The organism is Pseudarthrobacter sp. SSS035 (assembly GCF_023273875.1).
GTDB lineage: Bacteria > Actinomycetota > Actinomycetes > Actinomycetales > Micrococcaceae > Arthrobacter.
Map to the genome: position 1 here is coordinate 2,904,814 of NZ_CP096882.1, position 21,639 is coordinate 2,926,452.

Here is a 21,639-nt window from a genome sequence, read left to right on the forward strand (position 1 = left end):
GGGAGAACGGTGAAACGGTGTCGGCGGCCGCGAACGGGCCGCCGGTGCAGCTCTACTCTACTTTCCCTGATGCAGCGCGTTGAGCCGTTCGATCATCGCCAGGCGGTCCGGCTTGCCGTTGGGAAGCATCAGCAGTTCCGGGGCAGCCAGCACGGTTTTCGGCGCCAGGAGGCCCAGCCGCCGGTGCCATTCCTCCTTGAGTACGACGGCGTGATCCCCTGCTGGGGTGCCCGCCGCACCCGAGTCCGCGGTGGCGCCAGAGGCAGCGGCGTCGAGCGCAACAAACGCGGCCACGGCCTGGCCCCATTCCGTGGACGGGACGCCCGCCACAAAAGCCGCCGCGACGCCGTCGGACTTTTCCAGCTCTTCCTGCACATGCGCGGCGGAGACCTTGACCCCGCCGGTGAGGATGACGTCGTCGGCGCGGCCCAGCACGGTGAGCCGGCCGTCCGCGTCCAGCGTGCCGAGGTCATTGGTGCGGTACCAGCGGACGCCGTCCTCCTCGAAAAAGGTGTCCGTGGCTTCGGGCGCGTCCACGTACCCGGCGGCCACGGTGTCGCCGCCCAGCAGGATGCGGCCGTCCTCGGCTACCCGGACCTGGACGCCTTCCAGCGGCACGCCGTCGTACACGCAGCCGCCGCAGGTTTCCGCGGACCCGTACGTGGTGACCACCCGGACGCCGGCCTCGCGGGCCGCGTCCAGCAGTTCAGCCGACGCCGGTGAGCCGCCCAGCAGGATGGCGTTGAACCGCCGCAGGACGGCCAGGGTCTCCGGCGACGGTGCGTCCAGGAGGCGCTGAAGCTGTGTGGGCACCAGCGACGTGAAGCGGAACTTGTCGGTCAGCTCCAGGGCGCCGGCCGTGAACGCCTCGGAGGTGAAACCGCCGGACATGTCCATCACCCACGGGCGCGTGCCGGCGAACAGCGACCGCACCAGGACCTGCACGCCTGCCACGTACTGCACGGGAAGGGCCAGGAGCCACTGGCCCTCGCCCTGGAGCGCCAGGGCGGTGGCCATGGATGAGGCCGCCAGCGCCTCGACGGTCAGGATGGTGGCCTTCGGCGCGCCCGTCGAGCCGGACGTGCGGACCACCGCCACGGCGTCATCGCAGCCGGGCGTCTCGGTGTGCCCCACCACCAGTTCGCCGTTGGGGCCCGCGGAAAGTTCGACGGCGGGTCCCTCACCGTGGAGGGCGGCGGCCAGGGCTTTGAGCACCGGGTCGATGTCCGTGGGACCGATGGTCTGGGTTCCGAGATTCATGTGCCGTCCTGCCTTTGAAGTCAGCCGGGGCCTGGGGCCGGCCGGCTTGGAAGTTTGTGCCTAGGCGTGGTGCCTAGAAGTAGTGCGGGAAGCGGGACCAGTCCGGGTCCCGTTTCTCTAGGAAGGCTTCCTTACCTTCCACCGCCTCGTCCGTCATGTAGGCCAGGCGGGTGGCTTCGCCGGCGAAGACCTGCTGGCCGGCCAGACCGTCGTCGGCAAGGTTGAAGGCGAATTTCAGCATCCGGATGGCCTGCGGTGACTGCCGGGCGATGTCCGCGGCGTATTCCAGGGCTACCTCTTCGAGGCGTTCGTGGTCCACGGCCTCGTTCACGGCGCCCATGCGGACCATGTCGTCCGCGGAGTACTCGCGGGCCAGGAAGAAGATCTCGCGGGCGGACTTCTGGCCGATCTGGCGGGCCAGCAGCGCAGAGCCGTATCCGGCGTCGAAACTTCCCACCGTGGCGTCCGTCTGCTTGAACTTGCCGTACTGGCGGGAGGCGATGGTCAGGTCCGAGACCACGTGCAGGGAGTGCCCGCCGCCGGCAGCCCAGCCGTTCACGACGGCGATTACCACCTTGGGCATGGTCCGCATGAGCCGCTGGACCTCGAGGATGTGGAGGCGCCCGGCGCGGGCGGGGTCGATGGTTTCCTGGGTCTCGCCGTCGGCATAGCGGTAGCCGTCGCGGCCGCGGATGCGCTGGTCCCCGCCGGAGCAGAATGAATGGCCACCGTCCTTGGGGGAGGGGCCGTTGCCGGTGAGCAGGACCGTAGCGACGTCCGGGGTCATGCGGGCGTGGTCCATGGCGCGGTAGAGCTCGTCCACTGTGCCGGGGCGGAAGGCGTTGCGGACTTCCGGGCGGTTGAAGGCGATGCGGACGGTGGGCAGGTCCCTGGTTTCCGTGCCGGTTGTTGAGCCCGTCGAAACACGCTCCACCTGCCGGTGGTACGTCATGTCCTGGAAGTCATCAAAACCGGACACGGTGCGCCAGCGGGTGGGGTCAAAGACGTCGGACACCTTGGCGGGAAGTTGGTTGCTCACCGGACAAGTCTAGTAATCGGGTCAGCTGATGCAGAACTCGTTGCCCCCGGGCTGGGCAGCTGTCAGGGCTGGACCTGCTGCAACTGCTCGAATAGCTCGGGCGGGATGGCGTAGATGAAGATGACCGCCAGCAGGTTCTTGGCCGCGTGCACAAAGTAGGAGAACATCAGGTTCTTCCCGGTCCACACGTAGACAAACACCAGCGTGCCGCCCATGGCCAGATAGGGGAGCAACGCACTGAGCGTGATGGCTTCCTGGCCTGCGATATGGATGCCGGCAAAGAGGACCACAGAGAGGGCACAGCACAGCCAGATATTGAGCCGGCGGCTGAGCTTGCCGATCAGCAGGTGCCGGAAGATGTACTCCTCCACAAACGGGCCCACCACCACCAGGACCGGCACCATCAGCCAGGCAGGGACCTGTTGCATCAGCGCCTGCAGCCCGGCTTGGTTTGCCGAGGTCTCCACTCCGCCGCCGGCCGACACCACCGCGGCCGTGAGGATCATCATGGCCACCACCGCCGCGGGCACCATCAGCAGCGTGAACCACGGACGGGTGGCCAGCACGCGCAGGTCCCGGGCCACGACCCGGCGGGCGGCGGCCAGCGCCAGGATCCCGATCGAGCCGTAGAAGATGAGGTTCACGGCGTACGACGCCGCGGCCGGGCTGGGGGCAAGCTGGCTTATGAACGGGACCAGCAGTTCCCCGGCCACGGCGAAGAGCCCGGCCGCGGCCACATAGAGGCTGACGGCGGTGAAATCAAGGGCGGAAAACCGGTAAAGCTCGGGCTGCGGCGCGGGTGGTTTCCGGTGTGTGGTGGCCATACAGTCAGCCTAGCTCCCCACTTCCCACCCGTTGCTCTATCACTTTTGGTCCCCAAGCCGGGGGCAAAGCGACCAAAAGTGATAGAGCAACGGGAGTGGGGCCGCCGGGGTTCGTGGGCTGAGTGCGGGTGAGCGTCACATTGCGGGGCCGGATCGGCGTCGCGTAGAATGTTCGGTATGCCTAAATTTTTGTTTCGGCGCGCCAAAGTCGCCGCCCGAACCCTCGCCCGGGGAACGGCGGCGTTCCGCGCTGCCGGCGCCGCCGCCGTCGTCCTTCTGTCCCTCTCCCTTACCGCGTGCGGGGGTGTGGCGTCAGGCAACAGCGACAGTGACAAGCCCGTGGTCCTGACCACCTTCACGGTGCTGGCCGACGTCGCCCGGAACGTTGCGGGGGACAAGCTCACGGTGGAATCCATCACCAAGGCGGGCGCCGAAATCCACGGCTACGAACCCACCCCCGGCGACATCCGCAAGGCAGCCAAGGCGGACCTCATCCTGGACAACGGCCTGAACCTCGAGGCCTGGTTTGGGCAGTTCGTGGAGGGCCTGGACGTGCCGCACGCCGTGGTCAGTGACGGTGTGGAGGTCATGTCCATCAGCGAGGACTCCTACCAGGGCAAACCGAACCCGCATGCGTGGATGTCACCCGTGAACGTGCAGATCTATGTGGACAACATGGTGACGGCGTTCAGCAAGCTTGACCCGGAGAACGCCGCGGTATTCCAAGCCAACGGTGACGCGTATAAGGCCGAACTGCAGGGTGTGCAGGACGAGATGAAGGCAAGCCTCGCCGGCCTCCCGGAGAACCAGCGCGCCCTGGTGACCTGCGAAGGCGCCTTCTCCTACCTTGCCCGCGATGCAGGGCTTAAAGAGGTCTACATCTGGGCGGTCAACGCCGAACAGCAGGCCACGCCGCAGCAGATCACCCGCGCCATCGAGTACGTCAAGGCCAACCAGGTTCCCGCGGTGTTCTGTGAATCCACAGTGTCCGATGCCCCCATGCAGCAGGTGGTGGGCGCCACCGGAGCGAAGTTCGGCGGCACCCTTTACGTGGATTCGCTGTCCGAAGCCGACGGTCCCGTACCCACTTACCTGGACCTGATCAGGCACGACGCCGATGTCATCACCAAGGCCCTGGCCGGCACCTCCACCGGGGCCCCGGCAGGGGCGAAGTAATGAGCTCCCCGGCCATCCTCGTTGAAAACGTCACCGTCCACTACGGCGAGGTCCTGGCGCTTGATTCCGCCTCGCTCACCGTGGACGCCGCCCGGATCTGCGGCCTGATCGGCATGAACGGGTCCGGGAAATCCACCCTGTTCAAGGTGATCATGGGAATGATCAAGCCCGACGCCGGCCGCGTGCTGATCGGCGGACAGTCACCTACCAAGGCGCGCAAGGAGGGTGGGATCGGCTACGTGCCGCAGAGCGAGGATGTGGACTGGCAGTTCCCGCTGTCCGTCCGGGATGTGGTGATGATGGGCCGTTATGGGCACCAGGGCTTCACCCGGCGCCCCTCCAAGGCGGACCGCGCCGCCGTCGATCTGGCGCTGGACCGCGTGGAACTGGGCGAGTACGCGGAGCGGCAGATCGGGCAGCTGTCCGGCGGGCAGAAGAAGCGCGCCTTTGTGGCCCGCGGCATCGCCCAGGGCGCCACCATGATGCTCCTGGACGAGCCGTTCGCCGGCGTGGACAAGCGCTCCGAGGCCACCATCACCCGGCTGCTGCGCGAGCTCGCCTCCGACGGCTGCACCATCCTGATCTCCACCCACGACCTGCACGCGCTGCCCAACCTGTGCGACGAAGCCGTGCTGCTCATGCGCCGCGTCCTGATGCACGGCGCCCCGGAACTGGTGCTGCAGCCGGAGAACCTGGCCATGGCGTTCGGCCTGGACGTCCTGAACCGCGATCTCCCGGAACCTGCCCACCCCGCCACCGTCCATCCCGCCGGCACCGAGAGCAGGGGCTGACCCATGGAACTCCTCGACATTCTGCTCGAACCGCTGAGCTACGACTTTATGGTCCGCGCCATCGTCACCACCGCGCTCGCCGCCGTCGTCTGTGCTGTCCTCAGCTGTTGGCTGGTGCTGATCGGCTGGTCCCTCATGGGCGACGCCGTCTCCCACGCCGTGCTGCCCGGAGTTGTGCTGGCCTACATTGTTGGCGCCCCGTTTGCGCTCGGTGCGCTGGTGTTCGCGCTGATCGCGGTGACCCTGATCGGCGTCGTCCGCAACACCAGCCGCGTGAAGGAGGACGCCGCCATCGGCATTGTGTTCACCTCGCTGTTTGCGCTGGGCCTGGTGCTGATCTCCGTCACCCCCAGCCAGACGGACCTGAACCACATCATCTTCGGCAACCTCCTGGGCGTCAGCATCCCGGACCTGATCCAGGTGCTGGTGCTCGGCGTCGTCGCCTTCGTGATCCTGATCCTGAAGCGCCGGGACCTGACCCTCTACGCGTTCGACCCCACCCACGCCCACGCGATCGGGCTCTCCCCGAAACGGCTGGGGGCGCTGCTGATGGGGCTGCTGGCGCTGACGTCGGTGGTGGCGCTGCAGACCGTGGGTGTGGTGCTGGTGGTGGCCATGCTCATCATCCCCGGTGCCACGGCCTACCTGCTCACGGACCGCTTCAACCGGATGCTGGTGATCGCCCCGGTGATTTCAGCGGTGTGCTCCATCGCCGGCATCTACTTCAGCTACTACCTGGACACGGCGTCGGGCGCCATGGTGGTGCTCACGCAGGGTGTGGTGTTCGCCGCCGTCTACCTGTTCAGCCCCCGGCAGGGACTGATCGGCACCAGGTTGGCGAAGGCCCGCCGCCGGAAGGCCGCCGCGGTTCTGGTGGGTTAGGCCCGGACGGACTTGCGGTTGTAGAGCCACAGCGCCCACACGTATCCGCCCAGGCTCATGACCGCGCACCAGATGAGTGCCGCGAGCAGGGTGCCGGCTTCCACGGGCGTGCCCATCAGGAGCCCGCGCACCGTTTCGATGAAGGGGGTGAAGGGCTGCATATCGGCGAACCAGCGCAGGGCATCCGGCATCGAATCCGTGGGCACAAAGCCGCTGCCCAGGAACGGCAGCAGCAGGAAAATCATGGGCTGGTTGCTGGCCGTTTCGACGCTCTTGGCGTTGATGCCCATGGCCACGGACAGCCACGTCACGGAGAACGCGATCAGCGTCAGCACGCCCAGGGCTCCGAGCCAGCCGGCCGGTGAGCCGGTGGGCCGGAAACCGATCAGCAGCGCCACGGCGGCCACCAGCACCATGGCGGCCATGGTCTGGATGAGGCTGCCCAGGACATGGCCGGTGAGCACTGCACCCCGGGAGATCGCCATGGTGCGGAAGCGTGCAACGATGCCCTCGGTCATGTCCGTGGCCACCGAGATGGCGGTGCCCGTGGCGCCCCCGGTGAGGGTCAGCATCAGCACGCCCGGCACGATGTAGGCAAGATAGTCATCCCGAGTGCCGCCCAGGCCCGAGCCCAGGGTCCCGCCGAGCACGTACACGAACAGCAACAGGAAAATGATGGGGGTCCCGGCCACAAACAGCGGGATCGAGGGGTAGCGCTGCACGTGCTTGAGGTTCCGGCGCAGCATGGTGGCCGCATCGGACGCGGCATAGCTGAGGGTGCTCATCGTACGTTCTCCTTCTGGCTCGTGAGGGCGAGGAAGACATCGTCCAGGTTGGGGGTGTGGACGGAGAGGTCGCTGACCTCGATCGCGGCGCGCTCCAGGCGGTCCAGCACGTCCTTCAGGGACCGGACGCCGTCGCCGCCTGCCACCTCCAAAGTGAGGGAGTCGTCGTCGCGGTTCTTTGCATCGAGTACGACGGCGGCCCGCTCCAAGGCGGCCATGTCGCCGAAGGTGAGGCGGATGTGTCCGCCGGGGACCAGTCGTTTGAGCTCGGCCGCGGTGCCCTCGGCCACGATCCTGCCCTGGTCCAGCACTGCGATCCTGTCCGCCAGCTGGTCGGCTTCCTCCAGGTACTGGGTGGTGAGGAAGATCGTGACGCCGCGTTCGGTCAGGCTCCGGATGATGTCCCACATGGTGCGGCGGCTGCGCGGATCCAGGCCGGTGGTTGGCTCATCCAGGAAGATAATCTCCGGATCGCCCATCAGCGTCATGGCCAGGTCCAGGCGCCGCCGCATGCCGCCCGAGTAGGTGGCCAGGGGCATCTTCGCCGCCTCCACGAGGTCGAACCGTTCGAGCAGCTCCGCGGTGCGGCGGCTGATCTCGGCCGCCGGGTGGTGCCGGAGCCTGCCCATCAGCGCCAGGTTCTCCTCGCCGGTGAGCAGGCTGTCCACGGCCGAGAATTGCCCGGTAAGGCCGATCTTGCCGCGCACCTCATCGGCCTGGCGCCCGACGTCGAACCCTCCTACGGCGAGCTCCCCACTGTCGGCGGGGATCAGCGTGGAGAGGATGTGGACGATGGTGGTTTTGCCGGCTCCGTTCGGACCCAGCAGGGCGAAGACGGATCCGTTCGGCACGGTGAGGTGGACGCCGTCGAGGACTTGTTTGCTGCCGTATGCCTTCCGCAGTCCGGCCACGGTGATGGCCGTTGGGGTGCTTGCCATGACTTTTCCTTTGTTTTTGGGTGCTGCTTGGGCCTTCCCTGGGTTTTCCGGTTTTATCCGGGGTTACGCCGTGGGAACGGGGGAGCGCCGCACGGTGATGTCGCCGTAGGCGCTGCGGGCGCGGATCTCCACTTTGGGGTCCGTCTCGCGTGGCCCGGTGGTGGCATCGAGTCCGTTGCGGACGCGACCGTACTTGGTGCTGAGGTCCAGCCATGCGGCGCTGCCTTCGCGGACGCCGATGGCCAACGAACCCGCAGCGGTCTGGAGGGTGAGGGTTCCGCGGGCCACCTCGCCCACGGTGATGTCGCCGTTGGAGGCCTTGATGGTGGTGGAGTCGCCGGCGCGTTCCAGGGAGACGTCCCCGTTGGCGGCACTGACCTTGAGTTCACCAGCGGCATCCACTATGTAAGTGCTGCCGTTGCCGTTCTTGACGCTGGCGGTCCCATCGATTTCACGGATCCGGATCTTGCCCGAGCCGGTCTTGATTTCGGCCCGGCCAGCGACGCGTTCCACGGTCACGTCGCCCATGCCCGTGTGGACCCGGAGTTCCGTGGAGTGGTCGAGGTGGACGTGGCCCAGGTCCGTCTTCAGTTCGGCGGAGCTGAATTCACCCTCGCAGCGGAGGTCGCCCATTCCGGACTTCAACTCCAGGCTGCAGCCGATGGGCACTTCAACTGCGATGTCCACGGCGCCGCCGTCGCTGAACCAGGTGTGGCGGCGCTGCGGACGCAGCCTTACCTGCAGGCGTCCATCCGTATAGTCCACGGTGGTCTGCTCCGCCGCCTTGATGTCCAGGGCCCGGGTTGCTTCGCGGGGCCGGACGTTGACCACGGTGTCGGTGCGGTTGCCGGCCACAACAAGAATGTCGGCACGGACGGACACGTCCACCACGACGGCGATTGGTTGGGGGGTCTGGAAGGTTGTCATCAGCGTGCCCATCCTGTGAAGTGCTGCTCGCCGGGATCGCGGCGATTGGTCCGTTGGGGGGATATGCTCCCGTTGAGGGCGTCCGCGACGGCCCGGATCAGCCATGAGTTCACCGACAGGCCCTCGACGCCCGCCGCCACTTCGACCTGCAGCTTGAGGTGGTCCGGAAGGCGGAGCGTGGTGCGGGAGGTGCTGCCGCCGTCGAGCTCTTCCCGGGCCTGCCGAAGCGGCTGGCCGGAGCGTTCCGTCACCGCTTCGAAGTCGCTGGCGGCGGGCGGGCTGGTGACCACGAATTCCGGATCGCGCCCCCGGAGCCGTACTTCCACCGACGCCGGGGCCAGCTCGAGGGTGATCTCGCTGGCGGCGTCGGAGAGGGCTTCGAGGAGGACGAGCCGGACGGTGGACTCGAGCGCGGCGGTAAGGCGGTCGCTGAGTTCCCTGGCATCAGGGCCGCCGGCTTCGGCGGCGACGCCCAGCTGCTGCTGGACGGTGGAAACGTACTGGTTCAATTGCATGACACCATTCTGACGTCAGAGTGGTGTCGCGTCAAGACCGTCTATTGAAAAGTGGTGTCGCCGGTGGTGTCCCGGCTTGACGCTGCGGCTTCCGACGGGGAAGCTGGAGCGATGAAGTCCTGAGCAACAGCCCGGCAATGCCGGACTGTTCCCCGAATCCAGGGCCGCCGTCGAGCACCAGCTCCTGCGGCCACACTGCGGAATCCTGCGAGGACTTACCTTGACTGAACACCTGAACCTTTCCGGCGTCTCCCACGGCTACGGCGACCGGCAATTGCTCGACGGAATCGGCCTGGTCATCACGGCCGGCGAGCATGTTGCCATCGTCGGCGAAAACGGCGCCGGCAAATCCACGCTGCTCCGGATCCTGGCCGGGCTGGAAGCGCCCGACGAAGGAACTGTGGCCAGCCACGGCCGCGTGGGCTACCTTGCCCAGACGCACGGCCTGCCCGAATCCTTCACCGTGGGAGCCGCCGTCGACGCTTCCCTGGCCTCGTTGCGCGCCCTCGAAGCCGAGCTTGACCGGCTGGAGGCAGGCCTCGCCGATGCCGAGGACGACGAGCTTGAAACCTACGGCCGGCTGCAGACCGAGTACCAGCTGCGTGAGGGCTACGCCGCGGAATCCCGCGTGGAGGCGGCGCTGGACCGGCTGGGCCTGGGCGGCCTGGACCGGAAGCGGACGCTGGGGTCGCTCTCCGGCGGCGAGCAGGAACGCGTGGCGCTGGCCTGTGTCCTGGCCGATCCGGCGGACATCTTGCTCCTGGACGAACCCACCAATCACCTCGATGCCCGGGGAACCGCCTGGCTGGAGGACCGGCTGGCGGCACACCGCGGCACAGTGGTGGTGGTGTCCCACGACCGTGTGCTGCTGCGCAAAGTGGCCAGCACAGTGATTGAGGTTGATGCCGAGCGCCTGGCCGTGACCCGCTACGGCAACGGCTACGACGGCTACCTCCGCGAGAAGTCCGCCGAACGCCAGCGCTGGGTCCAGCAGTACCACGAGTGGATCGACGCGATGGACGCCGAGCAGCGGCAGGCGGACACCGTCACCGACAGGATGGGCTATGCCCGCAAGCGCGACAATGACAAGGTGGGCTTCGACTTCAAAGCCGGCACCTGGCAGAAAGCGGCCACCAGCAAGGTCCGCAACGCGCAGGAACGGCTCCGTCGGCTGGAAGCGAGCCCCATTGACCGCCCGCCGGTGCCGCTGCGGCTTGCGGCGGAGCTGGCCGTGGAACCGGAGGCTCCTTCGGGTGCCTCCGTGGCCACCACCGCATCCGGGGACGATTACGACTTGGCGGCTTCGGCGGTCCTCGTGGCCCGCGGCGTCGCGGTTCCCGGCCGCCTGGGCGTCACTGATTTCGCGGCCGGCACGGGCGAGAAGATACTCATCACCGGCCCGAACGGCGCCGGCAAATCCACCTTGCTCTCCGTGCTGGCGGGAACCCTGGAGCCCACCGAAGGACTCGTTCAGCGGCCTGCGCGGATTGGCTACCTGCAGCAGGAACTCGAACTGCCGCAACGGCCCACCCTCCGCCTGCTGCCGGCCTTCGCGGCGGGCCTCGGCGGCAACATCGACGAGCACGCCGAGGCACTCCTGCGCCTGGGGCTGTTCCGCACCAGCGAGTTCCACGTCCCGGTAGGCAGCCTGTCCGCGGGCCAGCAGCGCAGGCTTGCCCTGGCCCGGCTGCTGCTGGGCGGCTACGGCACACTGATTGTGGACGAACCCACCAACCACCTGGCGCCGGTCCTGGTGGAGCAGCTCGAGGAGGCGCTCGCCGGCTTCGCCGGGACCCTGGTCATGGTCAGCCACGACCGCGCCCTCCGGGACTGGTTTGCCCGGTGCGCGAAGAAGAGCGAGACCTCGCGGACGGACGACGCCGGGCGCTGGATCCGGTACTCGATGGACAAGGGCGTGCTGGCTCCGGCCTGACTCCGCCATGCCCGCAAACGGTGAGATTTGCGCAAAGGAAAAGTTACGCACCGACCGGCCGGCGGAAACATCGGCGGCGGAAGATAGGCCTATGGCAGTCTCCCGCCGGCCGAAAGGATCTGTCCGTGATCACCAAGAACCTTTTCCTGCAGGGCATCTTCCCGTTTGTGGGCACCGGGCTGGAGAAACCCGTCCCCATCCACCGCGAACTCTCGCACTACGTTCCTGACGGCGTCATTAACCAGACGCTGTATTTCCGGGGCGGCAACTCGAGCAGTGAACTCATCACGGTGGTGCTGATGCGCAATGGCGTGCCCATGCGCTATTTCCCAATCGGCGCCAAGAGTGATGTGCATGTGCCGCTGCGGGTGGTGGAGGACATCGACGGCGGATCGGTGGTGGAGCTCTATCTTGCCGCCCCGGATGGTGTTGGGGGATCCGTGGTGGTGGACCTCGGCATGGTGGAGCACTGATGACCAGCGTGCTGGAGCGGCCGCAAGGCAGGCACTCAGGTGCCGCGCCGCGCCGTCGGCTGCTGGTGGTGGGCAACGGGATGGCGGGCGCCCGGGCCGTGGAGGAGATCCTGGCCCGCGGCGGCGCCGAGCAGTTCACCATCACCATGTTCGGCGACGAGCCGTACGGCAACTACAACCGGATCATGCTCAGCCACGTCCTCTCCGGCGAGGAAAGCGACGCCGACATCTTCCTGAACTCCCTGCCCTGGTACCGCGAGAACGGCATCACGCTGCACGCCGGGGTCCGGGTTGACCGGATCGACAAGTTCACGAAGCACGTCTTTTCCAATGACGGCCGCGTGACACCGTACGACACCCTCATCATCGCCACCGGGAGCCGCTCCCACATGCCGCCGATGGACGGGCTGTACACACCTGGCGGGTCCGTGAAGCACGGTGTGTTCGGGTTCCGCACCATCGATGACACCCGACGGATGGTCCAGCATGCGCAGCAGGAGCACCACCGGCGGGCGGTGGTGATCGGCGGCGGCCTGCTTGGTTTGGAGGCGGCCTATGGCCTGAAAAGCCACGGGATCGATGTGGAGGTGGTGCACTCCGGCGGGCACCTCATGAATGCGCAGATGGGGCCCGACGGCGGCGCGGTGCTGCGCAGGAGCGTGGAGGCCCTGGGTATCCGAGTGCACACGTCCAGCCGCACCACTGCCGTCCTCGGGAGGGACATGGTCAGCGGCGTCAGCCTCCGGGACCAGGAGGACATCGCCTGCGACATGGTGGTGGTGGCCGCGGGCATCCGGCCGAACGTGGACGTGGCCGTCCTGAGCGGGCTGCCGGTGGAGCGGGCCATTGTGGTGGATGACCGGCTGCGGGTCCAAGACGAAGACGATATCTATGCGGTGGGGGAGTGCGTCCAGCACCGCGGCGAGGTCTACGGGCTGGTGGCGCCGCTGTGGGAACAGGCCATGGTGCTTGCCAACCACGTGACCGGCGTCGACACATCCTCGGCCTACCTCGGCTCGCGGACCGCCACCAAGCTGAAGGTTGCCGGCGTCGACGTCGCATCCATGGGACTGCACGGTCCCGAGTTCGACACCGACGAGCACATCGTCTTCTCAGAGCCCAGCCGCGGCATTTTCAAGTCCATCGTGGTCCGCGACAACAAAATGGTTGGCGCCACGCTCCTGGGCGACAGCCGGAAGGTGGCCTACCTGACGCAGGCCTACGACCGCGGGCTGCCGTTGCCCGACGAACGGATCGCCCTCATGTTCGACGTCGGCGGGCCGGGTGAGGCGGTGGGTGTGGCCGAGCTCGACGACGGCGCCCAGGTCTGCAACTGCAACGGCGTTTCGAAGGGGGCGCTCGTGGCCGCTGTGAAGGGCGGCTGCTCCACGGTGTCCGGCGCCATGGATGCCACCCGGGCCGGCAAGGGCTGCGGTTCCTGCAAACTCCTGGTCCGGCAGGTCGTGGAATGGGCAGCGGACGGCGCCGTGGAGGAGGATCCGGCGGCCAGCTACTACGTGCCCGGGATCCCGCTGGACAAGCCGGCCCTGATGGCCGCCATCCGGAAACAGGGCCTGCGCTCCGTGTCCCAGGTGTTCACGGCCCTGGCTCCGGGGAGCGCCGAGGATGCGAAGTCCAAGATGGGTCTGGCCTCGCTGCTGAAAATGATGCTCGCGGACCGGTACATCGACGAACGCGACGCCCGCTTCATCAACGACAGGGTGCACGCCAACATCCAGCGCGACGGCACGTTCTCCGTGGTCCCGCAGATGAAGGGTGGTGTGACGTCGGTGCAGCAGCTGCGCCGAATCGCCGACGTCGCCGAAAAGCACAACGTGCCCCTGATCAAGCTGACCGGCGGGCAGCGGATCGACCTGCTGGGGATCCCCAAGGAGGACCTGCCGCAGGTGTGGGCGGACCTGGACATGCCGTCCGGCTACGCTTACGGCAAGAGCTTCCGCACGGTGAAGACCTGCGTGGGCAAGGATTTTTGCCGGTACGGCACCGGCGATTCCACGAAGCTGGGCATCGAGATCGAGTCCCGGTTCCAGGGCATCGAGTCGCCGGCCAAGCTGAAGCTGGCCGTGTCCGGTTGCCCGCGGAACTGCGCGGAATCGCTGGTCAAGGACGTGGGTGTGGTGGCTGTGGAGGGCGGACGGTGGGAACTCTACGTCGGGGGAGCGGCGGGCGCCCACATCCGCAAGGGCGACCTGCTGGCCACCGTGGACGACCCCGACGAGGTGAAGGTCCTCACCGGCCGGTTCATGCAGTACTACCGCGAGCAGGCCAACTGGCTGGAACGGACGTACTCCTTTGTGCCGCGGGTGGGCATCGAGCATCTCCGCGCCGTCATCGTGGAGGATTCCGAAGGTGTCGCCGCGCAACTGGACGCCGCCATGCAGGCATCCGTGGACAGCTACGCGGACCCGTGGAGCGAACGCGACGATCCACTCACACCGGGCCAGTTCCGCACCTCCCTGCCGCTCACGGTCCTGCCCCAGGTGCCGGTCCGATGAGCGCCGACCCGATCAGCACCGAGTCCGTCAGCACCGAACCCGTCAGCACCACCAGCCACATCCTGGGCCCGGTGGACCAGATCCCGTTCGGTGAGGGGAGGGCCTTCGGGGTGGACGGCGAGCAGGTGGCCGTCTTCCGGCTGCGGGACGGCAGTTTGCGCGCGCTGTCCGCCGTCTGCCCCCACCGGGGCGGTCCCATCGCGGACGGAACCATCGACCGGGACGTGGTCCTGTGTCCGCTGCACCAGCACGCGTTCAGCCTGGAAACCGGCTGCTCCAGCACCGGTGCCGAACCTCTGCGCACGTACAGCGTTGTGGAAAATGCTGAGCAGAACATTGTTCTGCAAAGTCCCCACATCGGTGGCAATAGTTTGGCTTAACCCGGCTGGGTGTAGCCCGCGTCACTTGCTGCGGTTTGAGTCTTGTAGGATAGACAGGCCGCGCGAACTTCGACGTACTGTGACTTTCCATACAGAAAATTCCTTGAAGCATCAAGAAACCGAATTTTCGGGATGGAGATGTCCCTGCCAAGGGTGCCGGCCAATCCCCTACCCACAAGGAATTGTTGTGCCTCAAAGTACCCCCACAGAACTCGTGAGCCCGACGGCGCAATCCGCCGTCGTCGACTCCACCCTCAGCGCCGAGGGCTACAAGAAGTCCCTGACCGGCCGCCAGGTCACCATGATTGCCATGGGCGGCGCCATCGGCGTCGGCCTGTTCATGGGTGCCGGCGGACGCCTGGCCTCCACTGGCCCCGCCCTCATCTTCTCTTACGCCATTGCCGGCGTCATCGCCTACCTGCTGATGCGGGCCCTGGGCGAGTTGATCATGTACCGCCAGACGTCGGGTTCCTTCGTCAGCTACGCCGGTGAGATGTTCGGCAAGAAGGGCGCGTACCTGTCCGGCTGGATGTACTTCATCAACTGGGCCATGACCGGCATCGCCGAACTCATCGCGATCGGACTGTACTTCCAGTTCTTCTTCCCCAACGTGCCGGTCGAACTCAGCGCCATCGCAGCGCTGCTGCTGCTCGTGGGCGTCAACCTCATGAGCGTCAAGGCGTTCGGCGAATTTGAATTCTGGGCCTCCTGCCTCAAGGTCGGCGCCATCATGATCTTCCTGGCCGTGGGCACCTTCATGGTGGTCACCAACGCCCAGGTGGGCGACGGCAACGCCTCGGTGAACAACCTCTTCGCAGCCGAAGGCGGAATGTTCCCCAAGGGTGCGCTGGTAATGATCCTGGTCCTGAACGCCGTGATTTTCGCCTACAACGGTATTGAACTCGTCGGCATCACGGCCGGCGAAATGCAGGACCCCGCCAAGGAAGTTCCCAAGGCGATCCGCGCCGTCGTCTTCCGCATCGTGGTGTTCTACGTCGGTTCCGTGACCCTCCTGGCGATGCTGCTGCCCTCGGACCAGTACGTGGCCGGTACCTCGCCGTTCGTCACAGTGTTCGGGCAGATGGGCCTCGGGTGGATGGGCGATGTTATGAACATGATTGTCATCACCGCCGCGCTGTCCTCCTGCAACTCGGGCCTGTACTCGATCGGCCGGATCTTCCGGACCATGGCCAACAACGGGCACGCCCCGGAGTGGCTGACCAGGATGTCCAAGAGCCACGTGCCGTACGCCGCCATCCTGGCCATCGGGGCCGTCTACCTCGTGGGCATCCTGCTGAACATCTGGCTGGGCGGCTCACACGCCTTCGACCTCGCGCTCAACTCCGCATCGATCGGCGTGATCTTCACCTGGGGCGCCATCTTCGCCAGCCAGATCGCGCTGCGCCACAAGAAGGGCAAGGTCTCCTCCCTGCCCGCGCCCGGCGGAACCTGGAGCAGCTGGGCCGGACTCATTGCCCTGCTGGCCATCACCGTGCTCATCGGCTTCGACACCATGACCAGCAAGACCGGCGAGGTATTCCACCTCGGTCTCTGGACCCTGGCCACCATCCCGTTCTTCGCACTGGTGCTGTGGCTGGGCTGGCAGAAGGTCAAGCACAACGAGCCCAAGAGCGAGCTCTTCTGCTAGGTCTTTTCGCCTCAGCAGCCGGACGCTCTGCGGGCGGACGCTGAGAACTCCGACGTCGGCGGGTCACCCTTTCGGGGGCGGCCCGCCGTCGTCGTCGGCGGAGCATGTCGAAACCCCCATCGATTGATCCCCACCGGCTCCCTCGCCTCACAAGTTCGGCCAGGGAACCCTCCCCGCTACCTCCCCAATCTCGCAAGCTCGATTGGGGCCCCTCGGTAGCGTGGGCCCAGGCGTGGGCCCTGGGCCGTTATGGGGCCTGAAAAGGGCGCCTACGGAGCAACCGATGGAGGTCGGTTGGCGTCCACGCTCTTGAGGTGCCGGGCGAAGTGGTCTTCGATCCGCTGCCAGCCTTCGGGGGAGGACTCCGGGTCAGGTCCGATGCCCATGACCCGCATCAGCGGCCGGAAAACCGCCGGGCCCAGGTCGATTTCGTTGAGGAACGCGTGGCCTGCGGTGGGAAATTCCTTGACGCTGTTTTCGATGCCGAGGTTGTCCAGGGCGGTTTCAAGCTTGCCGGCCGCGCCCTTAAGGGTGAGGTCCCGGCCGCCGAAGTTGGCCACGATGGGGCAGGCGCCGCGGAGGGATTCCTCGAGGTTGCCGGGCAGGCGGCCGTAGTTGACCGAGGCCGCGTCGAAGCCGTCGCGGGCCACCAGCAGCGCGAATCCGCCGCCCATGCAGAACCCGATCACCCCGGTCTTGCCGGTGGACAGCGGCGACGTGGCCAGCCAGGACCGGGCGGTGGCGAGGTCGGTGAACGCGCGGCCGCTTCCCCGGAGCATGCTCCGCATGGTGCTGACCAGGCAGCGGCGCGGGCCGCCGTCGCTGAACAGGTCCACCGCGAGCGTCAGGTACCCGGCGCGGGCCATCCGGTCTGCATGCCCGCGAACGAGGTCGTTCAGCCCGAAGGCTTCGTGGATCACCAGGACCGCGGGAAACGGACCTGGCCCGGAAGGCGTGGCGAGATATCCGCCGAGCGAAGGCGAACCGCCGGCAGCGGCACTCTGGGCACTCAGGTCCACATAAGTCATGGGCCAAGGGTAGCCGCCGCCCCTCGATCCCCTCCATCGACGCGGTCGGCGGACGCGAGAGCGGCGGCGGATCCCCCATGGGAATCCGCCGCCGCTCGAATGTGGAAGGACTAGTCCTTGAAGGTGTCCTTGACGTTTTCGCCGACCTTCTTGGCGTCAGCCTTGACCTGGTCCGCCTGGCCTTCGGCCTTAAGTTTGTCGTTGTCCGTGGCGTTGCCGGCCGCTTCCTTGGCCTTGCCGCCCAGGTGCTCTGCTTCGTTGCTGATCTTATCTCCGAGGCCCATGAGTCTGGCCGCCTTTCGTTCCCGTGATCTGACAATGCTTTTTCAGCCTAACACAAAGCATGCTTACCATTTCAGGGACCCGATTTCCGGCGGCCTGTCGAATGTCAGTGCCCCCGGCTAGGCTCGATGCATGGAACACAGCACAAGCCTGACCCAGCACATTCATGCCACGCCGGAAAAGGTCTGGGCGGTCATCTCGGACATCCCGGGTTCCGCCTCCACCCTGTCCGGCATCGACGCCGTGCAGATGCTCAGCGACGGGCCCTACGGCGAGGGAACGCGCTGGAAGGAAACGCGGACCATGATGGGCCGCTCGGAAACTGTGGAGATGTGGGTGACGCAGGCCGATCCTCCCCGAAGCACCACGGTCAAGGCCCTCCAGGGCGGCGCCGATTACACGTCGCGCTTCAGCCTGGCCGAGCGCGACGGCGGGACGGACCTGACGCTGACCTTCGGCGCCGACGTCGTCAAGCCCACCCTGCTCAGCAAGGTCGGCATGACCCTCTTCGGCAAGCTGGGCATGAGCATGACACGCAAGGCGCTCGCTAAGGACCTGGCGGAAATCGCCGCCAAAGCGGAATCGCTCTAGTGGCGGCAAAGGCCCCCAAGGTAACGGCTCCCCGGCTCTCGCCGGTCAGCCTGCAGGATGTCACGGATGATCCGGCCCCGGACTTCCAGCGTGGTGAAAGGTACGACGGCGTCCGGTACAGCCGGGCGGTCGCCGATGGTCTGGAGCTGAGCGGCACGGATTTTGCCGAGTGTGAGTTCCAGGGCGTCTCCTTCAATGACACCCAGCTCCGCGGGGCCACGTTCCGGGACTGTATCCTGTCCGAGCTGTACGCGCCGGTGTTCCGGGCCGCCCGCTCCACGTGGCGGGACGTGCAGCTGAACAATCCCCGGCTGGGCTCGGCTGAGCTGTATGAGACGGGCTGGCAGTCGGTCCGGATTGACGGCGGCAAGCTGGACTTCCTGAATCTGCGCGGGTCCAAGCTGACGGACGTTGTCATCAGCGATTGCATCATCAACGAACTGGACCTCGGTTCCGCCTCCGGGACGCGCGTGGCGCTGAAGAACTGCACTATCGGCACCCTGGATCTCACAGGCTCGCGGCTGAAGGATTTTGATCTTCGCGGCACGGATTTCCGGACCATCAGCGGCCTCGGCAGCCTGGCCGGCGTGGTGATCGACGACTATCAGCTGAGCCTGCTGGCGCCGCTCCTGGCCGGGCACCTCGGCGTCCTTGTCCTGTGAGTGTAGTCTTTATAGAACGAACGGTCGGTAAATAGGGCGGTCACTGGACGGCCCCGAAGATTCCGGCTCCCTGGCGTAAAGGATTTGTTCTTATGGTCGAGGCTTTTCTTGTTGGCGGCGTCCGCACTCCCGTGGGTAGATATGGCGGTGCGTTATCGGCGGTCCGCCCTGATGATCTGGCTGCACTGGTGATCCGGGAGGCCGTGTCCCGTGCGGGCCTAGACCCGGACAGTATCGAGGAAGTCATCCTGGGCAACGCAAACGGCGCTGGCGAGGAGAACCGCAACGTGGCCCGGATGGCAGTCCTGCTGGCCGGGCTTCCCCTCCACATCCCGGGCATCACGGTTAACCGGCTGTGCGCGTCAGGGTTGAGCGCCATCATCCAGGCCAGCCACATGATCAAGTCCGGCGCCGCGGACGTGGTGATCGCCGGTGGCGTGGAGTCCATGAGCCGCGCGCCGTGGGCCCAGGAGAAGCCCGCCACGGCGTTCGCAAAGCCGGGACGGATCTTTGACACCTCTATCGGCTGGCGCTTCGTCAACCCGCTGTTCCAGAAGGGCCAGCTGGCGCGGGACGGCAAGATGACCTACTCCATGCCGGAAACCGCAGAGGAAGTGGCACGCGTGGACGGCATCACCCGCGAGGACGCCGACGCCTTCGCGGTCCGCTCCCACGAGCGTTCCCTCGCCGCCATTGCCGCAGGGCGCTTCAGGGACGAGATCGTCCCGGTGACGGTGAAGTCCCGCAAGGCCGAAACGGTGGTGGACACTGACGAAGGCCCGCGGGCCGGCACCACCCTGGAGGTCCTCGCCGGGCTGCGCCCCGTGGTTCCGGGCGGGTCCGTGGTCACGGCCGGGAACTCGTCCACGCTGAACGACGGCGCTTCGGCCATCATCGTCGCGTCCGAGGCCGCCATCGCCCGGCTGGGCCTGACGCCGAGGGCCCGGATCATCGACGGCGCCTCAGCCGGCTGCGAACCCGAAATCATGGGCATCGGCCCGGTCCCGGCGACGCAGAAAGTGCTCGCACGGAGCGGCCTCAGCGCTGGTGACCTGGGCGCCGTCGAGCTTAACGAAGCGTTCGCCACGCAGTCGCTCGCGAGCATGCGCCGGCTCGGGCTGGACCCGGACACCGTGAACAACGACGGCGGCGCCATCAGTCTGGGGCATCCGCTCGGTTCCAGCGGCTCACGGATTGCCATCACCCTGCTGGGCCGGATGGAACGCGAGGACGCCAAGATCGGGCTGGCAACGATGTGCATCGGCGTCGGCCAGGGCACCGCGATGCTGCTGGAGCGCATCTGATGCCCGCCCCGGAAAGCGCGAACGGACACTTAAGCACCCCTCCGGAAAGCGCGAACGGACACTTAAGCACCCGCGACTTCCGCACGCTCCTGGTCGAGGAGCGTGAGGACCGCGTGGTGGTCCTCCTCAACCGACCGGAAGTCCGGAATGCCATCGACCAGCAGATGGTGGACGAACTGCACGTGGTCTGCGCTGCGCTGGAGCAGAATCCCAAAGTCCTGATCATTGCAGGGGTCGACGGCGTCTTTGCCTCGGGTGCGGACATCGCCCAGCTGCGCGAGCGGCGCCGCGATGATGCGTTGCAGGGCATCAATTCCACTATTTTCGTGCGGATCGCGAAGCTGCCCATGCCGGTCATTGCCGCCCTGGACGGGTACTGCCTGGGCGGCGGCGCCGAGCTCGCCTACGCCGCAGACTTCCGGATCGGAACGCCCAGTGTCCGGATCGGCAACCCCGAAACAGGGCTGGGGATCCTCGCTGCGGCCGGGGCAAGCTGGCGCCTCAAGGTGCTAGTGGGGGAGCCGTTGGCCAAGCAGATCCTGCTCGCGGGCCTGGTCCTCCGCGCCGAGGAGGCTCTGGCCGCTAGCCTCATCACCGAAATCCACGAGGCACCGGAACTGATGGATGCCGCGCACAACCTGGCGGACCGGATCGGCCGCCAGGACCCGCTGGCCGTGCGGATTACAAAGTCCGTGTTCCACGCTCCGGCCGAAGCCCACCCGCTGATTGACCAGCTGGCACAGGGGATCCTTTTTGAATCCCAGGCCAAGTTTGACCGCATGCAGGCTTTCCTCGACAAGAAATCAGAGAAGAAGAAACCATGACGAACCCGAACCTTCCCTCCACCGTCGGCGTCCTTGGCGGCGGCCGCATGGGCGCGGGGATCGCCCACGCCTTCCTGATCAACGGGGCCAACGTCCTGGTGGTGGAGCGCGATGAAGCGTCCGCCGAAGCCGCCCGGGAACGCGTGGAATCCGCCGCCGCCAAGAGCATCGAACGCGGAGCCACTGACGGCAACCTGGATGAGATGGTGTCGCGGCTCGCCATCACGGTCGATTACGACGACTTCAAGGACCGCCAGCTGGTGGTGGAGGCCGTTCCCGAAGACTGGGACCTGAAAGTCACCTCGCTCCGCGGCATCGAGGAGCGCCTGGCCGACGACGCCTACCTGGCCTCCAACACGTCGTCACTGTCCGTCAACGGCTTGGCCCGCGAACTCAGGCGGCCGCAGAACTTCCTCGGCCTGCACTTCTTCAACCCCGTTCCTGCCTCCACGCTTATCGAAGTGGTGCTCGGCGAGCAGACGTCCCCGGATCTGGCCGAGGCGGCGAAACGGTGGGTCGAGGCACTCGGTAAGACCGCCGTCGTCGTCAATGACGCACCCGGCTTTGCCTCGTCACGGCTGGGCGTGGCCATCGCGCTGGAGGCGATGCGCATGGTGGAGGAGGGGGTGGCGTCGGCGGCGGACATCGACGCCGCGATGGTGCTGGGCTACAAGCACCCCACCGGGCCGCTGCGAACCACGGACATTGTGGGCCTGGACGTGCGGCTGGGCATCGCCGAGTACCTGCATTCCACGCTGGGGGAGCGGTTCGCACCGCCGCAGATCCTCAAGGATAAGGTGGCCCGCGGAGAGCTTGGACGGAAGACGGGCAAGGGATTCTTCGACTGGGCTGAGTAGGATT

Annotated in this window: 22 protein-coding genes; 13 read left to right on the plus strand and 9 right to left on the minus strand. The window is 66.8% G+C overall.

All coding sequences use genetic code 11. The features are described 5' to 3' along the window. Positions 1 to 57: 57 nt before the first annotated feature. The 3 genes from MUN23_RS13380 to MUN23_RS13390 all read right to left on the minus strand — a co-directional run bounded on the left by MUN23_RS13380 (position 58) and on the right by MUN23_RS13390 (position 3,123). Entirely contained in the window at positions 58 to 1,260 is a 1,203-nt protein-coding gene (locus tag MUN23_RS13380; RefSeq protein ID WP_248758910.1) for an AMP-binding protein, read from the minus strand. Positions 1,261 to 1,333: 73 nt separating this feature from the next. Then, a complete protein-coding gene (locus MUN23_RS13385) occupies positions 1,334 to 2,299 on the minus strand; it encodes a 1,4-dihydroxy-2-naphthoyl-CoA synthase (protein WP_193341776.1) in 966 nt (321 codons plus the stop codon). A gap of 62 nt (positions 2,300 to 2,361) precedes the next feature. Further along, the gene (locus tag MUN23_RS13390; RefSeq protein ID WP_248758911.1) at positions 2,362 to 3,123 is read right to left on the minus strand and encodes a CPBP family intramembrane glutamic endopeptidase; all 762 of its coding nucleotides are present in this window, start codon (positions 3,121 to 3,123) and stop codon (positions 2,362 to 2,364) included. A gap of 177 nt (positions 3,124 to 3,300) precedes the next feature. Between MUN23_RS13390 and MUN23_RS13395 the strand changes: the two genes are divergently transcribed. Genes MUN23_RS13395 through MUN23_RS13405 form a run of 3 tightly spaced genes read left to right on the plus strand, consistent with a single transcriptional unit; the run spans position 3,301 to position 5,972 of the window. Beyond that, positions 3,301 to 4,299, plus strand: a complete 999-nt coding sequence (locus tag MUN23_RS13395; protein WP_248758913.1) for a metal ABC transporter substrate-binding protein — start codon at positions 3,301 to 3,303, stop codon at positions 4,297 to 4,299. Then, entirely contained in the window at positions 4,299 to 5,090 is a 792-nt protein-coding gene (locus MUN23_RS13400) for a metal ABC transporter ATP-binding protein (RefSeq protein ID WP_248758919.1), read from the plus strand. The genes MUN23_RS13395 and MUN23_RS13400 overlap by 1 nt, the downstream gene beginning before the upstream one ends. Positions 5,091 to 5,093: 3 nt before the next feature. After that, positions 5,094 to 5,972: a metal ABC transporter permease gene (locus MUN23_RS13405; RefSeq protein WP_248758922.1), complete on the plus strand. Its 879-nt coding sequence runs from the start codon at positions 5,094 to 5,096 to the stop codon at positions 5,970 to 5,972. Here the strand turns inward: MUN23_RS13405 and MUN23_RS13410 are convergent. From MUN23_RS13410 to MUN23_RS13425, 4 genes are all read right to left on the minus strand, one after another. After that, the gene (locus MUN23_RS13410; RefSeq protein ID WP_248758927.1) at positions 5,969 to 6,757 is read right to left on the minus strand and encodes an ABC transporter permease; all 789 of its coding nucleotides are present in this window, start codon (positions 6,755 to 6,757) and stop codon (positions 5,969 to 5,971) included. The two genes, MUN23_RS13405 and MUN23_RS13410, sit on opposite strands and share 4 nt — an antisense overlap. Further along, the gene (locus MUN23_RS13415; protein WP_248758928.1) at positions 6,754 to 7,695 is read right to left on the minus strand and encodes an ATP-binding cassette domain-containing protein; all 942 of its coding nucleotides are present in this window, start codon (positions 7,693 to 7,695) and stop codon (positions 6,754 to 6,756) included. The genes MUN23_RS13410 and MUN23_RS13415 overlap by 4 nt, the downstream gene beginning before the upstream one ends. Before the next feature lie 63 nt (positions 7,696 to 7,758). Beyond that, positions 7,759 to 8,622, minus strand: coding sequence for a DUF4097 family beta strand repeat-containing protein (locus tag MUN23_RS13420; RefSeq protein WP_248758929.1), 864 nt, complete (start codon positions 8,620 to 8,622; stop codon positions 7,759 to 7,761). Further along, entirely contained in the window at positions 8,622 to 9,137 is a 516-nt protein-coding gene (locus MUN23_RS13425) for a histidine kinase (RefSeq protein ID WP_248758931.1), read from the minus strand. The genes MUN23_RS13420 and MUN23_RS13425 overlap by 1 nt, the downstream gene beginning before the upstream one ends. A 220-nt stretch (positions 9,138 to 9,357) precedes the next feature. Here MUN23_RS13425 and MUN23_RS13430 point away from each other — a divergent pair, with 220 nt between their 5' ends. The 5 genes from MUN23_RS13430 to MUN23_RS13450 all read left to right on the plus strand — a co-directional run bounded on the left by MUN23_RS13430 (position 9,358) and on the right by MUN23_RS13450 (position 16,087). Beyond that, entirely contained in the window at positions 9,358 to 11,070 is a 1,713-nt protein-coding gene (locus MUN23_RS13430; protein ID WP_248758933.1) for an ABC-F family ATP-binding cassette domain-containing protein, read from the plus strand. 125 nt (positions 11,071 to 11,195) lie between these two features. Continuing rightward, positions 11,196 to 11,543, plus strand: a complete 348-nt coding sequence (locus tag MUN23_RS13435; RefSeq protein WP_104060431.1) for a molybdopterin oxidoreductase — start codon at positions 11,196 to 11,198, stop codon at positions 11,541 to 11,543. Continuing rightward, complete coding sequence (nirB, locus tag MUN23_RS13440; protein WP_248758934.1) at positions 11,543 to 14,059, plus strand: nitrite reductase large subunit NirB; 2,517 nt, start codon at positions 11,543 to 11,545, stop codon at positions 14,057 to 14,059. Before MUN23_RS13435 ends, nirB begins: the two co-directional genes overlap by 1 nt. Continuing rightward, positions 14,056 to 14,439, plus strand: coding sequence for a Rieske (2Fe-2S) protein (locus MUN23_RS13445; protein WP_248758936.1), 384 nt, complete (start codon positions 14,056 to 14,058; stop codon positions 14,437 to 14,439). The genes nirB and MUN23_RS13445 overlap by 4 nt, the downstream gene beginning before the upstream one ends. 187 nt (positions 14,440 to 14,626) lie before the next feature. Then, positions 14,627 to 16,087: an amino acid permease gene (locus tag MUN23_RS13450; RefSeq protein WP_248758938.1), complete on the plus strand. Its 1,461-nt coding sequence runs from the start codon at positions 14,627 to 14,629 to the stop codon at positions 16,085 to 16,087. A 269-nt stretch (positions 16,088 to 16,356) separates the two neighbouring features. Here MUN23_RS13450 and MUN23_RS13455 read toward each other — a convergent pair whose 3' ends face one another. Then, complete coding sequence (locus MUN23_RS13455; protein WP_248758939.1) at positions 16,357 to 17,115, minus strand: dienelactone hydrolase family protein; 759 nt, start codon at positions 17,113 to 17,115, stop codon at positions 16,357 to 16,359. A 110-nt stretch (positions 17,116 to 17,225) separates the two neighbouring features. Beyond that, a complete protein-coding gene (locus tag MUN23_RS13460; protein WP_058931408.1) occupies positions 17,226 to 17,399 on the minus strand; it encodes a CsbD family protein in 174 nt (57 codons plus the stop codon). A gap of 130 nt (positions 17,400 to 17,529) precedes the next feature. On the opposite strand from MUN23_RS13460, the gene MUN23_RS13465 reads away from it, so the two are divergent. The 5 genes from MUN23_RS13465 to MUN23_RS13485 all read left to right on the plus strand — a co-directional run bounded on the left by MUN23_RS13465 (position 17,530) and on the right by MUN23_RS13485 (position 21,635). After that, on the plus strand, positions 17,530 to 17,988 hold the full coding sequence (locus tag MUN23_RS13465; protein WP_248758941.1) for an SRPBCC family protein: 459 nt from the start codon (positions 17,530 to 17,532) through the stop codon (positions 17,986 to 17,988). Further along, the gene (locus MUN23_RS13470; RefSeq protein ID WP_248758942.1) at positions 17,988 to 18,650 is read left to right on the plus strand and encodes a pentapeptide repeat-containing protein; all 663 of its coding nucleotides are present in this window, start codon (positions 17,988 to 17,990) and stop codon (positions 18,648 to 18,650) included. The genes MUN23_RS13465 and MUN23_RS13470 overlap by 1 nt, the downstream gene beginning before the upstream one ends. Positions 18,651 to 18,742: 92 nt before the next feature. Further along, positions 18,743 to 19,954 carry a thiolase family protein gene (locus MUN23_RS13475; RefSeq protein ID WP_248758943.1) on the plus strand — a complete coding sequence of 404 codons (1,212 nt, stop codon included), beginning with the start codon at positions 18,743 to 18,745 and terminating at the stop codon, positions 19,952 to 19,954. Beyond that, positions 19,954 to 20,778 (plus strand): enoyl-CoA hydratase/isomerase family protein, encoded by an 825-nt coding sequence (locus MUN23_RS13480; protein ID WP_248758944.1) that lies wholly within the window; start codon positions 19,954 to 19,956, stop codon positions 20,776 to 20,778. Before MUN23_RS13475 ends, MUN23_RS13480 begins: the two co-directional genes overlap by 1 nt. Continuing rightward, a complete protein-coding gene (locus MUN23_RS13485) occupies positions 20,775 to 21,635 on the plus strand; it encodes a 3-hydroxyacyl-CoA dehydrogenase family protein (protein ID WP_248758945.1) in 861 nt (286 codons plus the stop codon). Before MUN23_RS13480 ends, MUN23_RS13485 begins: the two co-directional genes overlap by 4 nt. The last annotated feature ends 4 nt before the right edge of the window (positions 21,636 to 21,639 follow it).